Origin of the sequence: Methylotenera versatilis 79, assembly GCF_000384375.1 — a bacterium.
Classification (GTDB): Bacteria; Pseudomonadota; Gammaproteobacteria; order Burkholderiales; family Methylophilaceae; genus Methylotenera_A; species Methylotenera_A versatilis_B.
The window spans coordinates 1,947,154-1,965,747 of sequence record NZ_ARVX01000001.1; the positions used below are offsets into that span (position 1 = coordinate 1,947,154).

At 40.6% G+C, this 18,594-nt stretch carries 13 protein-coding genes and 3 tRNA genes; 11 read left to right on the top strand and 5 right to left on the bottom strand.

All coding sequences use genetic code 11. The features are described from left to right. Positions 1 to 12 precede the first annotated feature (12 nt). The 4 genes from METVE_RS0109435 to METVE_RS0109455 form a co-directional block, all read right to left on the bottom strand. Positions 13 to 3,162 carry an efflux RND transporter permease subunit gene (locus METVE_RS0109435; RefSeq protein ID WP_020168231.1) on the bottom strand — a complete coding sequence of 1,050 codons (3,150 nt, stop codon included), beginning with the start codon at positions 3,160 to 3,162 and terminating at the stop codon, positions 13 to 15. Between the two features lie 111 nt (positions 3,163 to 3,273). After that, entirely contained in the window at positions 3,274 to 4,374 is a 1,101-nt protein-coding gene (locus METVE_RS0109445) for a hypothetical protein (protein ID WP_020168233.1), read from the bottom strand. After that, on the bottom strand, positions 4,367 to 5,845 hold the full coding sequence (locus METVE_RS0109450) for a TolC family protein (RefSeq protein ID WP_020184112.1): 1,479 nt from the start codon (positions 5,843 to 5,845) through the stop codon (positions 4,367 to 4,369). Before METVE_RS0109450 ends, METVE_RS0109445 begins: the two co-directional genes overlap by 8 nt. A gap of 76 nt (positions 5,846 to 5,921) precedes the next feature. Next, positions 5,922 to 6,170, bottom strand: coding sequence for a hypothetical protein (locus METVE_RS0109455; protein ID WP_020168235.1), 249 nt, complete (start codon positions 6,168 to 6,170; stop codon positions 5,922 to 5,924). 190 nt (positions 6,171 to 6,360) lie between these two features. On the opposite strand from METVE_RS0109455, the gene METVE_RS0109460 reads away from it, so the two are divergent. The 11 genes from METVE_RS0109460 (at position 6,361) to METVE_RS0109510 (ending at position 17,652) form a co-directional block, all read left to right on the top strand. Further along, positions 6,361 to 6,445: transfer RNA gene (locus METVE_RS0109460), tRNA-Leu, on the top strand. A gap of 212 nt (positions 6,446 to 6,657) precedes the next feature. Further along, positions 6,658 to 7,812: an alanine racemase gene (alr, locus tag METVE_RS0109465; protein WP_020168236.1), complete on the top strand. Its 1,155-nt coding sequence runs from the start codon at positions 6,658 to 6,660 to the stop codon at positions 7,810 to 7,812. A gap of 82 nt (positions 7,813 to 7,894) precedes the next feature. Then, the gene (locus METVE_RS0109470) at positions 7,895 to 8,269 is read left to right on the top strand and encodes a RidA family protein (protein WP_020168237.1); all 375 of its coding nucleotides are present in this window, start codon (positions 7,895 to 7,897) and stop codon (positions 8,267 to 8,269) included. A 273-nt stretch (positions 8,270 to 8,542) separates the two neighbouring features. Next, on the top strand, positions 8,543 to 9,847 hold the full coding sequence (gene tig / locus METVE_RS0109475; protein WP_020168238.1) for a trigger factor: 1,305 nt from the start codon (positions 8,543 to 8,545) through the stop codon (positions 9,845 to 9,847). Positions 9,848 to 9,883: 36 nt separating this feature from the next. After that, a complete protein-coding gene (gene clpP / locus METVE_RS0109480; protein WP_020168239.1) occupies positions 9,884 to 10,540 on the top strand; it encodes an ATP-dependent Clp endopeptidase proteolytic subunit ClpP in 657 nt (218 codons plus the stop codon). 65 nt (positions 10,541 to 10,605) lie between these two features. Further along, entirely contained in the window at positions 10,606 to 11,919 is a 1,314-nt protein-coding gene (gene clpX / locus METVE_RS0109485; protein WP_020168240.1) for an ATP-dependent Clp protease ATP-binding subunit ClpX, read from the top strand. A 242-nt stretch (positions 11,920 to 12,161) separates the two neighbouring features. Beyond that, on the top strand, positions 12,162 to 14,654 hold the full coding sequence (lon, locus tag METVE_RS0109490) for an endopeptidase La (protein WP_020168241.1): 2,493 nt from the start codon (positions 12,162 to 12,164) through the stop codon (positions 14,652 to 14,654). 151 nt (positions 14,655 to 14,805) lie between these two features. Then, positions 14,806 to 15,078 (top strand): HU family DNA-binding protein, encoded by a 273-nt coding sequence (locus METVE_RS0109495; RefSeq protein WP_020168242.1) that lies wholly within the window; start codon positions 14,806 to 14,808, stop codon positions 15,076 to 15,078. 131 nt (positions 15,079 to 15,209) lie between these two features. Next, positions 15,210 to 15,285 (top strand) — tRNA-Val (locus METVE_RS0109500). Positions 15,286 to 15,408: 123 nt separating this feature from the next. After that, positions 15,409 to 15,485: transfer RNA gene (locus METVE_RS0109505), tRNA-Asp, on the top strand. A gap of 271 nt (positions 15,486 to 15,756) precedes the next feature. Further along, positions 15,757 to 17,652, top strand: coding sequence for a SurA N-terminal domain-containing protein (locus tag METVE_RS0109510; RefSeq protein ID WP_020168243.1), 1,896 nt, complete (start codon positions 15,757 to 15,759; stop codon positions 17,650 to 17,652). Positions 17,653 to 17,754: 102 nt separating this feature from the next. Here the strand turns inward: METVE_RS0109510 and METVE_RS0109515 are convergent, their stop codons facing one another. Then, entirely contained in the window at positions 17,755 to 18,540 is a 786-nt protein-coding gene (locus tag METVE_RS0109515; RefSeq protein WP_020168244.1) for an enoyl-ACP reductase FabI, read from the bottom strand. Between the last annotated feature and the right edge of the window lie 54 nt (positions 18,541 to 18,594).

The following is an 18,594-nucleotide window of genomic DNA, read 5'->3' on the forward strand; positions in this document are numbered from 1 at the left end:
AGCCGTTTCGTATTAGTCAAAACTAGCCTTTCTTTCAAATCGCCCAAAATGCAACATAATCGCGGGCAAAATAAGTAAATTCAAAATAGTAGAAGTGACCAAGCCACCAACGATAATGGTCGCCATTGGACCTTCGATTTCGCGGCCTGGCTGACCGCTACCGATAGCCAGTGGCAGTAAACCCAATGCGGTCACTAGCGCGGTCATTAATACAGATGGCAAGCGTTCAGATGCGCCGCGAATGCAGGTTTCTAAAGTCCACACGCAGTTTTCCTCATCGATTAAATGTTGAAAATGTGAAACCATCATAATGCTGTTGCGTAGCGTGATGCCGAATAGTGTGACAAAGCCGACCAAAGAGCCTAATGATAACCAGCCACCAGTAAACATAGCCGCAATGACGCCACCAATTAACGCAAATGGCAGGTTGGCAAATGTGAGTAATAAATTGCGCAGGCGACCAAATGCGATATACAGCATTAAAAATATGGCAATGCCAGCGAAAAGTGAATGCACGATGAGATCTTCGCGTGATTTTGCGTTGGCTTCTGCTTCGCCTGTGAACTCTAAATAATTGCCAACGTTTAAGTTAACATCATTTTTGAGGTGGTTTTTTAAGTCTTTGGTAAAGCTTTCAATATCGCGACCTTGCACATTCGTGGTAACGGTTTGAATGCGTTTTGCGCCAGCGTGTAAAATTTTAGAACGGCCATTTTCTTGGCTGATAAACGCAATATCTTTTAAATGTAATAATTTTCCATCTGGGTTAAATAGCGGAATATTGCCAATATCGCCTATATCGTCGCGCGCCTCGTCTTCTAACACCACGCTTAAGCCGACTACGCGACTGCCCAAATAAATTTGCCCAATCGGTACACTTTCATAAGCGGTGCGAATCATATCTAGTACGTCAACTGGCTGCAACCCCCAGCGCGATAGTGCATCTGGGCGTAGACGTATCACCGCTTGTGGCGTTCCTGGCGGCGATTGCACTAATACATCTTCCGCACCTTTGATGCTGGAAACGACACTGGCTACTTTTTGTGCATCGCGATCTAGCGCGTCTAAATCATTACCATAAATATTAATCACTACCGATGCAGCATAGCCTGAAATGGTTTCTTCGATTCGCTCAGTTAAGAAAGTATTGATGGCAAAATTGACACCTACAAAGCCAATTTCGGCTTTACCATCATTGTCTTCATCAGTCGCGTCACCTGCCAGTTCTTCACGAATATCTGCCAGAATGCGGTCTTGTTCTTCACCAGATAAGGTACCAATTTCAATTTCAAATTCGCTGTAATGCGTGCCAAAAGTGTCAGCACCATTTTGCGCACGTCCCACCCATTGCGTGACTGACTTAACACCTGGGATTTCACCAATTACCTTAGCTACCTGTTTGCCAAGCCTCAAAGACTCAGTTTCTGAGGTGCCTGGCACAGCTGTCATATGCATAATAAAATGACCTTCATGCAAAGCGGGGATAAATTGGCTTTTAAACAAAGGCAGAATACCTAAACCTAATGCAATCAATACAAAGCTCAGCGCTAGGATTACTTTGTATTGTTTTTCGATTTTATAGAGTAATTTTATGTAACCACGTTTGATGGTTTTAATCATAGGCGAATCTTCAGCCGACAATTCAGCATTGCCCAGCATAAGATAACACAAAGCTGGTGTTAAAGTCAGCGCGACGACAAGTGATGCCATGATAGCGGCGATGTAGGCAAAACCTAAGGGCGCAAATAATTTACCCGCGACGCCGCCTAAAGTCAGTAACGGCATAAATACCAGCGCGACGATGACTGTCGCATAAACCACAGAGCTACGCACTTCCATCGATGCGTGATAAACGACTTTTGCGATAGGTTGCGGATTTGCGAGCAAACGATTCTCGCGCAAACGCCTGAAAATATTTTCAGTATCGATAATCGCATCGTCGACAACTTCGCCTAGTGCAATCGCCAAACCGCCAAGCACCATAATATTTAAACCAATATTAAAATAATGCAGCACTACAATGGCGGTAAGAAGAGATAAGGGAATCGCGGTTGCTGAAATGAAAGCCGTACGCACATTAAACAAAAACAAAAATAAAACAGCAATGACTAAGACTGAGCCGATTAAAATATCGGTGCGCACACCATCAATCGCAGTTTCAATAAAATTGGCGGGTCGAAATAAGCCTTCATGCAAAACCACTTGTTCTGCGGCTAATGTGGGTTTAAGTTCTTGTAAGGCAGCTTCAATTGCTAATGTAACTGCATGCGTGTTGGCGCCTAACTGACCTTGTACCGATAAATAAACGCCGGTTTCCTGATTGATCGCTGCTGCGCTGATCGATGGCGCTGCGCCTTCTACCACGCGCCCAATATCACCCAAATGGATTGTGTGGCCATTTTTATGCAGCAGGGTAGCTTTTGCTAGCGTAGCAGCATTAGTTGCTTGGCCTTCCGTATTCACAATCAGACGTTGGTTGTTATTTTGAATATAACCCGCACCGCTAACGCCAGTGGCTTTTTGTGCCGCCAATAATACATCGTTAATATTGATTTGGTAGCGCACTAGCTTTGCAGGGTCAATCAGCACTTGAAACTGTCGTACTTCGCCACCAAAAACATTCACATCCGCCACACCAGGAATTGCCAATAAATGTGGCGTGATTGTCCAGTCGACAATCGTGCGCAACTCCATCAAGCTGCGTGTTTTTGAAGTCACGCCAAAGCCTAAAACCGTGCTGGCGGATGAAGTGAGCGGGGTGATATTGGGTGTGATTCCCTTTGGAATCTGATTAGTCAGCGTGTTTAGACGTTCTGCAACCGCTTGCCGATTGCGATAAATCGCTTCAGTGTTGGTGCCTGCATCTTCATCAAATATGACGGTAACGATGGATAAACCTGGAATGGATTGTGAGCGTAAATCCGCCACGCCTACGGTGCCTGCAATGCTGGTTTCTATTGGCTGAGTGACTAGGCTTTCGACTAATTCTGCCGATAGGCCAGGCGATTCTGTTTGAATGATGATTTGCGTGGGTGAAAACTCAGGGAAAACATCTAAATTTGCTCTTTGTAAACTGTACAAACCATAGAAGACCATTAGGCTTGCGAGCCCAATAATCACGCCATAAAAGCGGATGGAAAAACGCACCAATGCCGACATCATGGCGATTTAGACTTTACTAAATTGAATAAGATTTTATTCGCTAAATAATGCGGATTTTTCGCGCGAGTTATTTCTAATTTTTTTTCTGAAATGAAAGTTAATATGGGCATATCAATCTTCATTTTCATTTTTAATCAGATACTTAAACTCTTCTGATAATAATAGTTGCGCACCGCTGACGACTATTTCAGTTTCAGGTTCTATGCCTTGATTAAACCAACCTGCATCAATTTCAGTGTCTGTTGAAATCGGTTTTCGTACAAATAAGCTGGGTTTAGTTTGATCTGATTGCTTATTGTTAATAAGCTGCGGTTGTTTGAAATAAGCCCAAGGTTTGCCAGCATACCAAACCACCGCATTACTCGGAATAATGACGCCATTGCTCACATCGTCAGCATCCGCTTGCACTTCAACATTCACACGCATGCCGATACGTAATGAGTCTGCAGGTGCACTGTAATAAAAAGTATTACCAAAACCATTACTATCGCTAGTTGCCGCTGGCGATACATAAGTTGCTTTGATTTGTGAAGAAGATTCAGTTAATGGCGTGATATTAACTATGGAACCTTGCGCAGGCGCGGATGTATTTAATGGCAAGCTAATTTGTATCAGTACATTATTTTTATTGAGTAAATTAGCCAAATTCGGTGGCAAATTTTCGCTGAAAGCGACTTTTGCTAACGCTTTCCCCCAACGTAATTGCAAGTTGGTTTGTAAGTTTTTCAGCTGCAATTCAATTGCTGTGATATTGGCTGCATCGGCTTCCACTGCGGCCAGTGCTTCTTGTAGTGCCAAATCTGATACGTTTTTATCATCCGCATTCAAAATTTTAAGTCGTTGATATTGTTGATTCTTTTGTTGGCTTCCCACACGGGCTAGCTTTAGGTTGGATTGCAAGTTCAAATAAGTGGCTTTTCCATCGATTAGTTGATCAATGGCGACTACATTGCCAAAACTTTTAATCTCTCCTTGAAACGCTGTGCTGGCGACTTTAGCCGTTTCGATGCCACTATTGATTTGTGTCGCCAAAGGCAAGGTGACGGTATTAATGCCCTCAACCGTCGAAACGCGGCTGGGGCTTTCGATTTCATCTTCCTGATTAGCTTGATAGGCTTCAAACTCATCCTTACTATTAATAACCAGTGTCCAAAATAAGATGATAATTAATAAGGTTTGTACACCAATCACAATGATGAGTTTTTTATTCATTTTTTAACCCTATTTTTGCGTTAACTATTGCGTTTTTTTGCGTATCATCAATCGGCCGTTGCATTAAATCTTCAATCGCAATCATGGCTTTTAAACCATTAAACTTAAGCGTTAATAATTGTTGTTCGGCCAATAAATAATTTAATGATTGCTGAGTCACCGCCAAACGGTCGGTTAATCCGGCGTCTAATTGTTTTTGTAATTTACGCTGTTGATTAGCCTGATTTTCAAGCTGGGATTGTGTTTGCTGGATATTTTGCAAAGCCGTTGTCAATTGCGCATAGGCTAAATTTAAATCACTGATAATATTGGTTTGTAATACTTCAAATTGAGCGCCTTCTATTTCACGTAATTGTGTCGCTTCCGCAATTAAGGTTTGATTTCTATTCAGCAGATTAAGCAAGTTGGAAAATCCCAGTGACCAAATACTATCGCCGAATTCAAAGAGAAAACCAGGTGTGAGATTAATATCAGGCGTTTGTTTGGCGACTTCTAATTTAATCTTTGCTTCTGCCGCTGCGTATTTGGCAAGGCTACGACGAATATCCAAACGGTTCAGCAGGGCGTATTGCTGGAATGTTTTAAATGGTTTTTGACCATTTAAATCTTGTTGGTTTAATTGGTCAGATTGTTGCGTTAATATCACGTCAACATCAATTGGTTTAATCGCCATCGTATTCAATTGATCAAGACTCAAACCAGTATCTGCCGCCAAAGCCGCGCGAATTTCAATCAATTGCGTGGGCAAGGCATTCGCGACAATTTGAGTTCTTTGTTGAATTAACTTGGCATCATTCAGTGTCGAGCTATCAATCAAACCCAGAGCTAGGCGTTTTTCGAGCATATTAACAATGTCAGTATGCACTTTCAGCTGATGACTTAACTCTTGCTGTAAGGCAATATTTTCATGATAGGTCATTAAGTCTTTGGCAATTTGACTGCGTAATTGCCACGCGATCTCTGCAACGTCTAACTCTGCAGCATCGCGCAAGTGTTGCGCCTCTTCAACTCTGATTGCCCGTTTGTTTGCAGTCTCAATCGGAATGTCTACGTTTAAACCATAAGACCAAGGATCAATGTCACCATTGGCTCTATTGCTACGCGCCAAACTGCCATTTAAAGTGGGATTTTGTCGCTGATGCGCTGTATCGATGGCCGCATTTGCTAGGGCTAATTGTGCCTTTGCGACATCTAATTTTGGGTTGAAATATAATGCAGCACTGGTCAGTTCGTTCAAGCCCCAAAGCTGCAAAGGCAAATCGGTCTGTGCATAACCTTGCTGGATTAAATAAGCATTGAATGCTGCATTTGCAGGATTTTTATTCGAAATCTTAGCGTTAACTACTTGCGGATCAAGCGGCTTTGCAACATATTTTTCTTTGGCACAACTGCTGATTAACCCACAAAAAATGCTCAAACTACAAATGGTTAACGCAATATTAGCGGCTTGTTTTTTTTGCGGGATTTTCATAGCAATGTAGAAATTAAGCATTAGGCTAAGCAGCTAATGATGCGTTTAATATTAATATCAATTTTGTGGATTTAGCCTAAGCATCAATGGTTGCATGCACCGCACCAAGCGCATCTTGTAACGTTTCTTCAGCTAATTTATTGATAGTTGTTGCCAGTAAATCTGCGGCTTCAACTGTGCGAATAGGCAAATCTTGCGTATTTAATTCGGCAATCAAACCAGTGGCTGCACCTGCGATAATTAACAGTGTTTCACGTTCTTTCATCAGTAATTCTAATTCCGAACGTAACATGTTATTTTCGGCAGATTGTTGTGTGTTTTGCATAAATCATTCTCTCTTTTAAATTCACTTATTATCTTGCAATCGGTCATGCTTGCTTGTCAATCAACTTAATTCATCACAAAATAATATTTGTGCTGTAGTAGCGACTTTCTCTTATCAAATTGATTGATATTCAGATATAATACGCATCTTCATTGTTTAGGGATACTTAAACAGTGAATCGGAATCACCTGCGAGAGTGGCGGAATTGGTAGACGCACTGGATTTAGGTTCCAGCGCCGTAAGGCGTGAGAGTTCGAGTCTCTCCTTTCGCACCAGGTTTAATCAAACATGGAATTGAATCAAACCTGATTAAATCAAACACATGGTTATATCATCAGTTTCAATCCGTAACATTTCCAAAAGTGCTGTATTTTTATTTGAATAGCGATTAACGATTAATATCGTCAAATATCGTTGTATTGCGCGGTAAAAATACAATACTATTCAACAAATCTTAAGTCTACAGCTCTAAAACTACATTCACATCATGTCTCGTCCAGCAATCGCACATATTCGATTAGATGCATTTAGGCACAATTACCGTGTCGCCAAACAATCGCATGCTGGCTTTGCGTTGGCGGTGATTAAAGCCAATGCTTATGGTCACGGCGCGGTGCAGTGCGCAAAAGCGATTGAGAATGAAGCGGATGGTTTTGCCGTTGCCAGTTTGGAAGAGGCTTTAACGTTGCGCCAAGCAGCTATTAAAAATCCAATTTTGTTGTTAGAGGGCTTTTTCGAAGCACAAGAACTGCCAGAAATTGTCGCTAATGATTTGTGGATTGTGGTGCATGCCAAATGGCAATTGAATCAATTATTAGCAGCCAAACTATCGAAGCCACTGCATGTCTGGCTTAAGTTGGATTCAGGCATGCATAGAGTTGGCTTATCTCCTGCCGAATATGTAAATGCTTTTGCGCGATTAGTTAACCATCAAAATATCGCAAAAATCGTTCATATGAGCCATTTTGCTAATGCCGACGATTTAGCTTCGCCGCACACACAACAACAAGTTGCGGTTTTTCAGCAGACGATTAATCAATTGGCTTCCTCTCATTTATTAAGCAACGCAAACAATCATTCTGTCGAAACCAGTTTGGCAAATTCTGCTGCTATCTTAGGTTGGCCGCAAGCGCAGGCAAATTGGTCGCGTCCAGGCATTATGCTGTACGGCGCGCATCCATTAACGGCTAATGTGCAAAATCAAACGGAGTTAACACATTTGAAGCAGCAAAAAATATTGCGGCCCGTGATGCAGTTAACTTCTAAAATCATCTCAATACGCACAATTAGCAAAGGTGAATCCATTGGTTATGGCAGTATTTTTACCGCACAGCGCGATACAAAAGTTGGCGTTGTCGCTTGCGGTTATGCCGATGGTTATCCAAGATTAGCAACAAGTGCAAACAAAGTCGGCGCGCCAGTAGCGGTTGATGGGAAAGTTACCCAGCTAATCGGTCGCGTCTCAATGGATATGTTATTTGTCGATTTAACCGATATTCCAAATGCTGAAATTGGCAGTGATGTGGAATTATGGGGCGACCAAGTCGCTGCAAATGATGTGGCTAAATCAGCAAACACGATTGCCTATGAATTGTTTTGCAATGTGAAACGCGTACAATTTCGTTATTCAGATAATGATTAATTCAAATTATTGTAGATTCAAGAGTTAACATCAAATAATATTAAAAAACATTAATTAGCAACATTATTGAAAAGGTTTTTATATGCAAATTATTCAAACACCCAACGCGCCAGCTGCTATCGGTCCTTATTCACAAGCGATTGTAGTAGGTGATTTATTGTTCACTTCAGGCCAAATCCCCTTGCGCGCAGATGGCACATTAAATGACGGCGATATTGCTGTGCAAACAACGCAAGTGCTAGCCAACTTAAAAGCCGTGATTGAAGCGGCTGGCGCAAATTTATCCAAAGTAGTGAAAACAACTGTTTTTCTAAAAAATTTGGACGACTTTGTTGCGATGAATAATGTCTACGCTGAAGCTTTTGGCGGTCACACACCTGCAAGGTCAACTGTGCAAGTCGCTAAATTGCCACGTAATGTTTTGGTGGAAATTGAAGCAATCGTATCGTTAACTTAGCTTTAGTTATTGACGCATTCAAGCGGCTTAATCTGTTCGCTTAAATTTTAAAGCGTTTATTTCAAATCTAGGATGTGATATATTTCAGTGTTGTTTTGAATGAGTCCATTTTGAATTATTCGAGTGGCTTATTTTCAAATTAAAACGAATTCGCATTAAACTAAACTAGGCATTAAAAATTAAACAGGTTGTGCAAGTTACGACCTTTCAAACTGTTAACAATTAAATCGTCGCCTATCAATTATAGGCAACACTTACTACAGGAACTGCAATATGGCAGCATCGCTTGAAACAATCAGTAATTTAGAACGTCGTATCACGATTAAAGTGCCTTTGGCACCGCTTGAAGGCCAAATTAAACAACGCCTTACTCAAATTTCGCGCACAGCTAAATTTTCAGGCTTTAGGCCAGGTAAAGCGCCAATTGGTTTGGTGAATCAGCATTATGGCGATCAAGTACGCGATGAAGTGTATTCGCAAGCGGTAGAAACAAGTTTTGGCAACGCGGTTGAAGAAAATAAATTACGTGTTGCAGGCTTTCCGAATATTGAACACAAGCCATTCGCAGAAGCAGCAACTGATTTTGAATACACCGCAACTTTTGAGGTGTTCCCAGAGGTTAAGTTAAACGACTTAAGCAAATTAAAAATCGAAAAACCAGCGCTAGAAGTAGCAGAAGCAGATGTTGAAAAAACATTGGAAGTTTTGGTTAAACAACGCGTTAGTTACGAACCTGTTAAACGCGCCGCAAAAAAAGGTGATCAAATCAATGTGATTTTGACCGCAAGTATTGATGGTGAGCAAGTAGAAAGCACTGGCGAAAAAGGTATTGATTTAGTGTTGGGCGAGGTTGGCCGAATTGCAGAGTTTGATGAAAACTTAGCAGGCGGAAAAGCGGGTAGCGATAAAGCATTTGAGATTACTTATCCTGCAGGCCATAATCCTGCACAATTAGCTGGTAAAACAGTGAGTTACAACGTGACTTACAACAGTGTTTCACAACCAGTATTGCCAAAAATTGATGCAGACTTTGCTAAAAGTTTAGGCATTGATGATGGCGATGTTAAAAAAATGCAGTCTGAAATCAAAGCCAGCTTAGAGCAAGAAGTTGAAAAACGCATCAAAGCGCGCACCAAAGTACAAGTGTTTCAAGCGTTAGTTGCAGATTCAAATATTGAAACGCCAAAAGCATTGGTGAATGCGGAAATTAATCGCATGATGCAACAAACTGCACAGAATTTACAACAGCGCGGCATGGATCCTAAAGCGATTCAATTAGAGCCAACGATGTTTGAGGAGCAAGCTAAACGTAGCACGGCTTTACGTTTGATTCTAAGTGAGTTGGTTAATACCAATAATTTACAAGCCAGCGCTGATCAAGTGCGTGCAATGGTAGATACCTTTGCGCTAAGCTTCGAAAAACCCACTGAGTTGGTTAGTTGGTATTATGCCGATGTAAAACGCTTAGACGAGCCAGCAGCTTTGGCGACAGAAGAAAATGTTGTCAATTGGGTGTTAGATAAAGCAAAAGTGACGACCAAAAAAATTAAATTTGATGAATTAATGGCTGGTCAGTAAATTTAATGCTGTAATCGCAGTCCAATTGACTGGTAAATGTTATTAATTAATATGAGTGATATTAAAGTGAATATAAGCAATGGGTTAGAACCGCAAGGTTTAGGTTTGATTCCGATGGTAGTCGAGCAAAGTGGCCGTGGTGAACGTTCCTACGACATTTATTCACGTCTGCTAAAAGAGCGTGTGATTTTTTTGGTCGGTCCTGTCAATGATATGACGGCTAATTTGGTGGTTGCTCAATTATTGTTTTTGGAAGCTGAAAATCCAGATAAAGACATTTCACTTTACATTAACTCACCAGGCGGTTCAGTGACTGCAGGCATGTCGATTTATGACACTATGCAATTCATTAAACCAGACGTGAGCACACTTTGTATTGGTCAAGCGGCAAGTATGGGCGCATTTTTGTTGGCAGCTGGCGCAAAAGGTAAACGTTTTAGTTTGCCTAACTCACGCGTGATGATTCACCAACCGTCGGGCGGTTTCCAAGGTCAATCAACAGATATTGAGATTCACGCTAAAGAAATTTTATATTTACGTGGTAAATTGAACGCGATATTAGCGCATCACACAGGTAAAACGGCTAAAGAAATTGATCGTGATACGGAGCGTGATAACTTCATGAGTGCAGAGCAATCTGTTGAATATGGCATGATTGATAAAGTAATCGAAGCACGTGCTGCCGTTGCATAATTTGCAGTCTTTAGAGTGTTAAGTTTTTTGGTCAGTATTTAAGTTTGTTGGTTTAAGGATGTTGCATGGCGAATAAAGCCGAAAGTGAAAAATTATTGTATTGCTCTTTTTGCGGCAAAAGTCAGCATGAGGTTAAGAAACTCATCGCTGGGCCGTCTGTGTTTATTTGCGATGAATGCGTCGATTTATGCAATGACATCATCAAAGAAGAAGTACAAAGTTTAAGCGATATTAAATCGACGGATAAATCATTACCAACGCCGCAAGAAATTTGTGCGATTTTAGATCAGTACGTGATTGGTCAAACGCAGGCTAAAAAGAATCTATCAGTCGCGGTTTATAACCATTACAAACGTCTTGGCCATAATCATATTTCGCAAAACACCAGTACTAAAAATGTCAGCCAAGATGATGTAGAGATTCAAAAAAGTAACATTTTACTGATTGGTCCAACAGGTTCTGGCAAAACATTATTAGCGCAATCTTTAGCGCGCATGTTAGATGTGCCTTTTGTCATGGCAGATGCAACTACATTAACTGAAGCTGGTTATGTGGGTGAAGATGTTGAAAACATCATGCAGAAATTATTGCAAAAGTGTGATTACGATGTCGAAAAAGCGCAACGCGGTATCGTTTACATCGACGAAGTCGATAAGATTTCGCGCAAATCAGATAATCCGTCCATTACGCGCGATGTATCAGGTGAGGGCGTTCAACAAGCGCTGTTAAAGCTGATTGAAGGTACGATTGCTTCTGTTCCACCACAAGGTGGACGTAAACATCCTAATCAAGAATTTGTACAATTAGATACCACGAATATCTTGTTTATTTGCGGTGGTGCATTTGATGGATTGGATAAAGTTATCCGCAGACGCTCTGAAAAAGGCGGCATTGGATTTGGCGCAGAAGTTAAAAGTAAAGATGATTTGCGTGAAGTCGGCGCTGTATTGCGTGATGTTGAGCCAGAAGACTTAATTAAATTTGGTCTAATTCCAGAGTTTATTGGCCGTTTGCCAGTAGTTGCAACATTGGAATCTTTGGATGAAGCAGCATTGATGACCATTTTGGTTGAGCCGAAAAATGCGCTGACTAAACAATATATCAAGTTGTTTAAAATGGAAGGCGTTGATTTGGAATTTAGAGAATCTGCGTTGTTGTTAATTGCTAAGAAAGCCTTAGAGCGTAAAACTGGCGCGCGTGGTTTGCGTTCTATTTTAGAGCATTCATTACTTGAAATAATGTACGATTTACCGTCTATCGACAACTTAAGTAAAGTGGTAATTGATGAAGGTACGATCAAAGGCGAGTCACAACCTTTGATGATTTTTCAAGACAAACCCAGTGTAGACGCACCAAAAAAAGCTGAATCTGCAAGTTAATCATCCTCAATTGTTTTTTTATTCTAATCAAATGATTCTAATTAAACAGTGCTTTTGCAATTAAATCTGGTTGCAATTAAACCTCAGTCGTTTATAGTCATTATTCAATAATATCGTTAATTGAAGTTTAAATTAACGATATTATTTGATGCTAGCACTTGAACTATCAAAGTATGTTCCCAACTTAATAGCATAGGACTTTGCCTATTTAGCACAGCGCCTATTTACCTTGAAAGTATTTTATGACAGAACAAACTTTGCCAGAAAATTTACCATCCACAGAAACCTTGCACGAAATGATGCCATTGTTGCCTTTGCGCGATGTCGTTGTGTATCCACATCTAGTGATTCCACTTTTTGTCGGCCGTGCAAAATCAGTTAAAGCCTTAGAAATCGCTTCAGATGGTAATAAACAAATATTATTAGTCGCACAAAAATCAGCTAATAAAGATGAGCCAGATGCAGAAGATCTGTATGAGATTGGTACATTAGCGACCGTTTTGCAAATGCTAAAGTTGCCTGATGGCACTGTAAAAGTATTGGTTGAAGGCTTGCACCGCGTGCGCGTTTCAGAGTTTGTTGAAACCGAAGAGTGCTTTTTAGCTAAAGCGGAAAAAATCGCTGATCCTATAGAAAACGATAGTGAAACAGAAGCGTTAATGCGCACTGTATTCACCCAGTTTGATCAATACGTTAAATTAAACAAAAAAATCCCACCTGAGATTCTAACTTCGCTTGCGACGATTAATGAAGCAGGACGTTTGGCCGACACGATTTCTGCACACTTAACACTCAAATTAGAAGAAAAACAAAAAATCCTTGAGATGTTAAGCGTGATGGAAAGACTTGAGCATTTACTGCACTTGATGGAATCTGAAATCGATATCCTACAAGTTGAAAAGCGTATCCGTGGCCGTGTAAAACGTCAAATGGAAAAAAGTCAGCGTGAGTATTATTTGAATGAGCAAGTAAAAGCTATTCAAAAAGAGTTAGGCGAGCAAGATGAAAATGCCGAATTAGAAGAGTTAGAAAAACGCATTAAAGAATCTGGCATGACTAAAGAAGCACATGCAAAAGTCAATGCAGAGCTTAAAAAGTTAAAATTGATGTCCCCGATGTCTGCAGAAGCTTCCGTTGTACGTAATTACATCGATACATTAGTTAACTTGCCTTGGAAGAAAAAAACCAAAATCAGTAAAGATTTAGCGACTGCAGAGGCGATATTGGATGCCGATCACTACGGTCTTGAAAAAGTGAAAGAGCGTATTGTCGAGTATTTGGCTGTACAGCAACGCGTGGGTAAATTAAAAGCGCCAATATTGTGCTTAGTTGGCCCACCTGGCGTTGGTAAAACCTCATTAGGACAAAGTATTGCAAAAGCGGTAAATCGCAAATTTGTGCGCATGGCTTTGGGCGGTGTGCGTGATGAGGCTGAGATTCGCGGTCATCGTCGTACTTACATTGGCTCTATGCCAGGTAAAGTACTACAAAGTATGAGTAAAGTAGGCGTTAAAAACCCACTATTTTTACTCGATGAAGTCGATAAGATGGGTCAAGACATGCGTGGTGATCCATCATCTGCTTTGTTGGAAGTACTTGATCCTGAACAAAATCACACGTTTGCAGACCATTATATTGAAGTTGAATATGATTTATCTGACGTGATGTTTGTGGCAACGGCTAATACAATGAACATTCCTGCTCCGCTGTTAGACCGGATGGAAATTATTCGTCTTGCGGGCTATACCGAAGATGAAAAAATCAATATTGCGATGAAATATTTATTGCCAAAAGAGCTTAAAACACACGGCCTTAAAGCAACGGAAATTAATATTTCGGAATCGGTTATTCGCGATATCGTACGTTATTACACGCGTGAAGCGGGTGTTCGCCGACTGGAACAAGAGATTGCTAAAATTTGCCGTAAAGTGGTGAAAGAGTTGCTGCTGAATCAAACACGCGCGAAAAAAGTACGCCGTGCTACAGATGTTGCAGATAAAGAAATTGCCATTGCTGCGGTTAAAAAAATTAGTATCACACCGAAAAACTTAGAGAAATATCTTGGTGTATATCGCTACGATTACGGTATCGCCGCTAAAGAAAATCAAGTGGGACAAGTAACTGGCTTGGCATGGACATCTGTTGGTGGTGAGTTACTGACAATTGAGGCAGTATTGCTGCCTGGTAAAGGCAAAACTATAACAACCGGTAAGCTGGGTGATGTGATGCAAGAATCTGTTCAAGCCGCTTTGAGTGTTGTCCGTAGTCGCGCGGCACGCTTAGGTATTAGTGAAGATTTTTATGAGAAAAAAGATATTCATATTCACTTGCCAGAAGGTGCAACTCCCAAAGATGGGCCAAGTGCAGGTATTGGTTTAGCGACAGCTTTGGTTTCGGTTTTAACAGGTATACCAGCACGTGCAGACGTTGCAATGACCGGTGAAATTACCTTGCGTGGCGAAGTGCTTGCAATTGGTGGTTTAAAAGAAAAGCTGTTAGCCGCACATCGTGGTGGCATAAAAACGGTTTTAATACCGGAATCCAATGTGAAAGACTTAGTTGAAATTCCTGAAAACATCAAGAATCAATTGGTCATTCATCCTGTTAAATGGATTGATCAAGTATTAGAGTTGGCTTTAGAACGCATACCGCAGTCCACTATAGAGAAAACAGAAGAAGTGCCTGCGGCAGTAACTGATGCGGCAACAGACCTTAATGTGGCAGTGACACATTAGATTTTAAGTTCTATATAGTTTATTTGTACTAATTTAGTGTTTATATCGCAAAATAGCGCCCAAAGCCTTGACACAGGCTTTTGTAGCTTGATATAAAGTCATAACAGGATACGCCTGTTATTTATGTTAATAACATTTGAGGGGATTACTCGTGAATAAATCAGAATTGATTGACGACATTGCAAAATCAGCTGGCATTTCAAAAGCTGCAGCAGGTCGTGCTTTGGATGCAACTACAGCTGCTATTACTACGGCACTGAAAAAAGGTGATTTAGTAACATTAATTGGTTTCGGTTCATTTTACGTAGGCAAACGTGAAGCGCGTAATGGTCGTAATCCTCGCACTGGCGCGACAATTAAAATCAGTGCTGCAAATTCTCCTAAGTTTAGGGCTGGTAAAGCGCTTAAAGATGCTGTAAACTAGCGTTCTTTTAGTGATTAAGCAATTAACCACTAAATAAAGTTAGTTTTAAGGCTTTTAGTTAGATTTACTTCGGTAATTAATTGGTGCGGTAACGCATTAGATTAAAAGTTTTAAATTGTTAAAGTGGCACAGGGTGCTTAGCTCAGTTGGTAGAGCGTCGCCCTTACAAGGCGAATGTCAGCGGTTCGACCCCGTTAGCACCCACCAATAACTAACATATATCGCCTCAATATTAATTAAGAGTGCTAGATTCTTAGCGCTCTTTAATTTTGAGAGGTTTAAGTTTTTGTATTAAGATTTAAATAATGCAAATTAAGCAGTAAGAAAACTGGAGTGGTAGTTCAGTTGGTTAGAATACCGGCCTGTCACGCCGGGGGTCGCGGGTTCGAGTCCCGTCCACTCCGCCAACATATAAAAAAGCGAGCTTTTAGCTCGCTTTTTTATTTTCTAAATTAATTTTATCTATAAAACTCCGTAAATCAGTATTTAAGCCACTATTAAAATGCAGACATATTGCTCAGTAAACTAGTGAGAGGCTAATTAGCTTTTTTACGATTAATTGATGTTCTTCATTGCGGTTCAAAATAGCCGTGTCTGCACACAACTGTTATATAATCTTAGGCTGTTCTAGTTATTAATTTGTCATTTCAAAGCACTAAAAATTTAGAAAGTTAAGATATGTTAGATGCAATTCGTAATCACACGCAAGGTTGGTTGGCTAAAGCTATTTTGGCTTTAATTACTATTCCATTCGCTTTATTTGGTATTGATTCGTATTTTAATGATGCGGGCAGTAATATCGCTATCGCTAAAGTTAATGGTGACAAAATCTCAGTTCAAGAATATGGCAATGCCATTGATAATGTGCGCAATCGCTTGCAATCTCAAAATCAAAAAATTGATCCTTCCATGCTAGAAAGTGCTGAATTAAAACAATCTGTGCTGGATGGTTTGATTACGCGTCGTTTAGTGAATGCGGAGATTCGGCATGCTAATTTTAAAATTAGCGATGAGCAGTTAAGTACTTATATATTGGATATGCCCGAATTTCAAGAAAACGGTAAATTTTCTGAAGATATTTATCAAAAAACACTCGCACAGAATAAGTTAACAGTAAGCAAGTTTGAGAATGATAGACGCAATGAGTTGTTAAGCCAGCAAGCGCGCGATGGTTTAGCTCTGTTAGTTTCTGTGCCAAATGGTGTGACGGATCAAGCATTGAAATTTGCGCATCAACAACGTGATGTAAGTGTGGCAGAAATTAAAACAGCACAATTTATAGCCCAAACTAAAGTAACGCCAGAGCAAGTCAAAGCTTATTATGAGCAGCATAAAGATAAATTTAAGGTGCCAGAACAGGTTAAGTTAGAGTTTGCTTTGCTTTCTGCGGCTGGGTTAGTTTCGCAAATGCAAGTAACCGATGCTGAAGTGAAACAGTTTTATGAAGAAAACGTAGCTAAGTTTCAGGGTGATGAGCAACGTCAAGCCAGCCATATTTTGATTGGTTTTGGTGTTGCGGCAACTGCAGCAGAAAAAGCTGCCGCTAAAGATAAGGCAGCGGAAATTTTGGCGCAGCTTAGAAAAGATCCTAAACGTTTTGAAGAACTGGCTTTGAAAAACTCGCAAGATCCTGGTTCCGCTACAAAAGGCGGCGATTTAGGCAGTTTTGGACGTGGTGCGATGGTTAAGCCATTTGAAGATGCGGTTTTTAATATGAAAGTAGACCAAATCAGTGATTTAGTTGAATCTGAATTTGGTTACCATATTATTAAATTGACTGGTGTGACGGGTCAATCCTCTTCATTTGAAAGTATGACTCCACAAATTAAGGGCGAGCTATTATTTCAAAAAGCCCAAGCTAAATATGCCGAACTTGCAGATGATTTTAGTAATACGGTGTATGAGCAATCAGGTAGTTTAAAGCCTGCGGCAGAAAAATTTGGCTTACAGATTCAACCAACTGGTTGGTTAAATCGTGAAGATGGCGCTAAATTCTTCAAAAATGAAAAGTTAATCAATTCAGTTTTTTCTGATGAGGTTTTGAAAGAAAAACGTAATTCTGAAGCAGTGGAAGTATCGCCGAATAATTTGGTTTCTGCGCGTGTGCTAGAGTATAAACCTGCAGCGCCACGTAGTTTCGATGATGTAAAAAGCGGAATTGAAGCCTTACTTAAACTAGAGCAAGCGACAAAATTAGCCACTGAAAAAGGTTTGGCTGATTTGGCTAAATTGAAAGCTGGTAACAAAGTGGATGATTTGGAGTGGATTCCAACAGTGACGATTGATCGCAAAGACGCACAGGGTTTGACAGAGCCAGTGATGAATCAAGCGTTTAAAATCGATACAAGCAAATTGCCGGCTTTTGCAGGTTATGCAGATGGTAATAAATCTTTTACTATCGTGCAGGTAAGTCGTATCGACAACACATTGAAAGCAGATGCAAAAAAAGGTGCGGAGGATGAGTATAAGGTTGCTGTTGCAGCTGAATATCTGAGTGCTTACTCGAAATCGTTGAAAGCGAAAAGTAAAGTCGTTGTTAACCGCAAACTATTAGAAACAAATACGCAGCAATAATTTAAATTACTGTTATAAATAGTGAGTTAAGTATCAATATTTATAACAAAAAAAGCCGATGTTCACACATCGGCTTTTTTATTGCGGCTAAATGAAAATTAACTAATCGATTTGCCCAGCCGCAGTAATGTTCATGCCACCATCCACATACGTAATTTCACCAGTAATGCCAGATGCTAAATCACTACATAAAAATGCCGCAGTATTACCGACTTCTTCAATGGTAACGTTACGGCGCAAGGCAGCATGGCGTTCATTAAAGCCAATCATTTTATCAAAATCTGCAATACCAGAGGCTGCCAATGTTTTGATTGGGCCTGCAGAAACTGCATTAACGCGAATTCCACGCGGACCTAAGCTTTGCGCTAAGTAACGCACGTTAGCCTCTAAACTGGCTTTGGCAACACCCATTACGTTGTAATTTGGCATGGTGCGTTCTGCACCTAAATAACTTAACGTTAACAAACTACCATTACGGCCTTCCATCATTGGATACGCCGCTTTTGCCAGCGCTGAAAAACTGTATGAACTAATGTCGTGTGCGATACGGAAATATTCGCGATTCACTGCATCTAAGTAATCACCATCTAACGCTACTTTTGGTACGAAGGCGAGCGAATGAACAACGCTATCTACGCCATCCCAATGTTTATTGAGCGCTGGGAATAGGGCGTCGATTTGCTCGTCTTCTGCTACATCACAGGGTAATACAATTTTAGAGTCAAAATCCGCGGCTAAGCCTGCCACACGGTCTGCATGCTTTTCCATTTGATAGGTGAAAGCCAGTTCCGCGCCTTCACGCTTCATCGCCGCGGCGATGCCGTAAGCAATAGAGCGGTTACTTAATAAACCCGCAATTAATACTTTTTTTCCTGCTAAAAATCCCATAACGAATCCTGTTAATTGATAATACTTTTTGATTGATGATTTTAGTTAAATGAT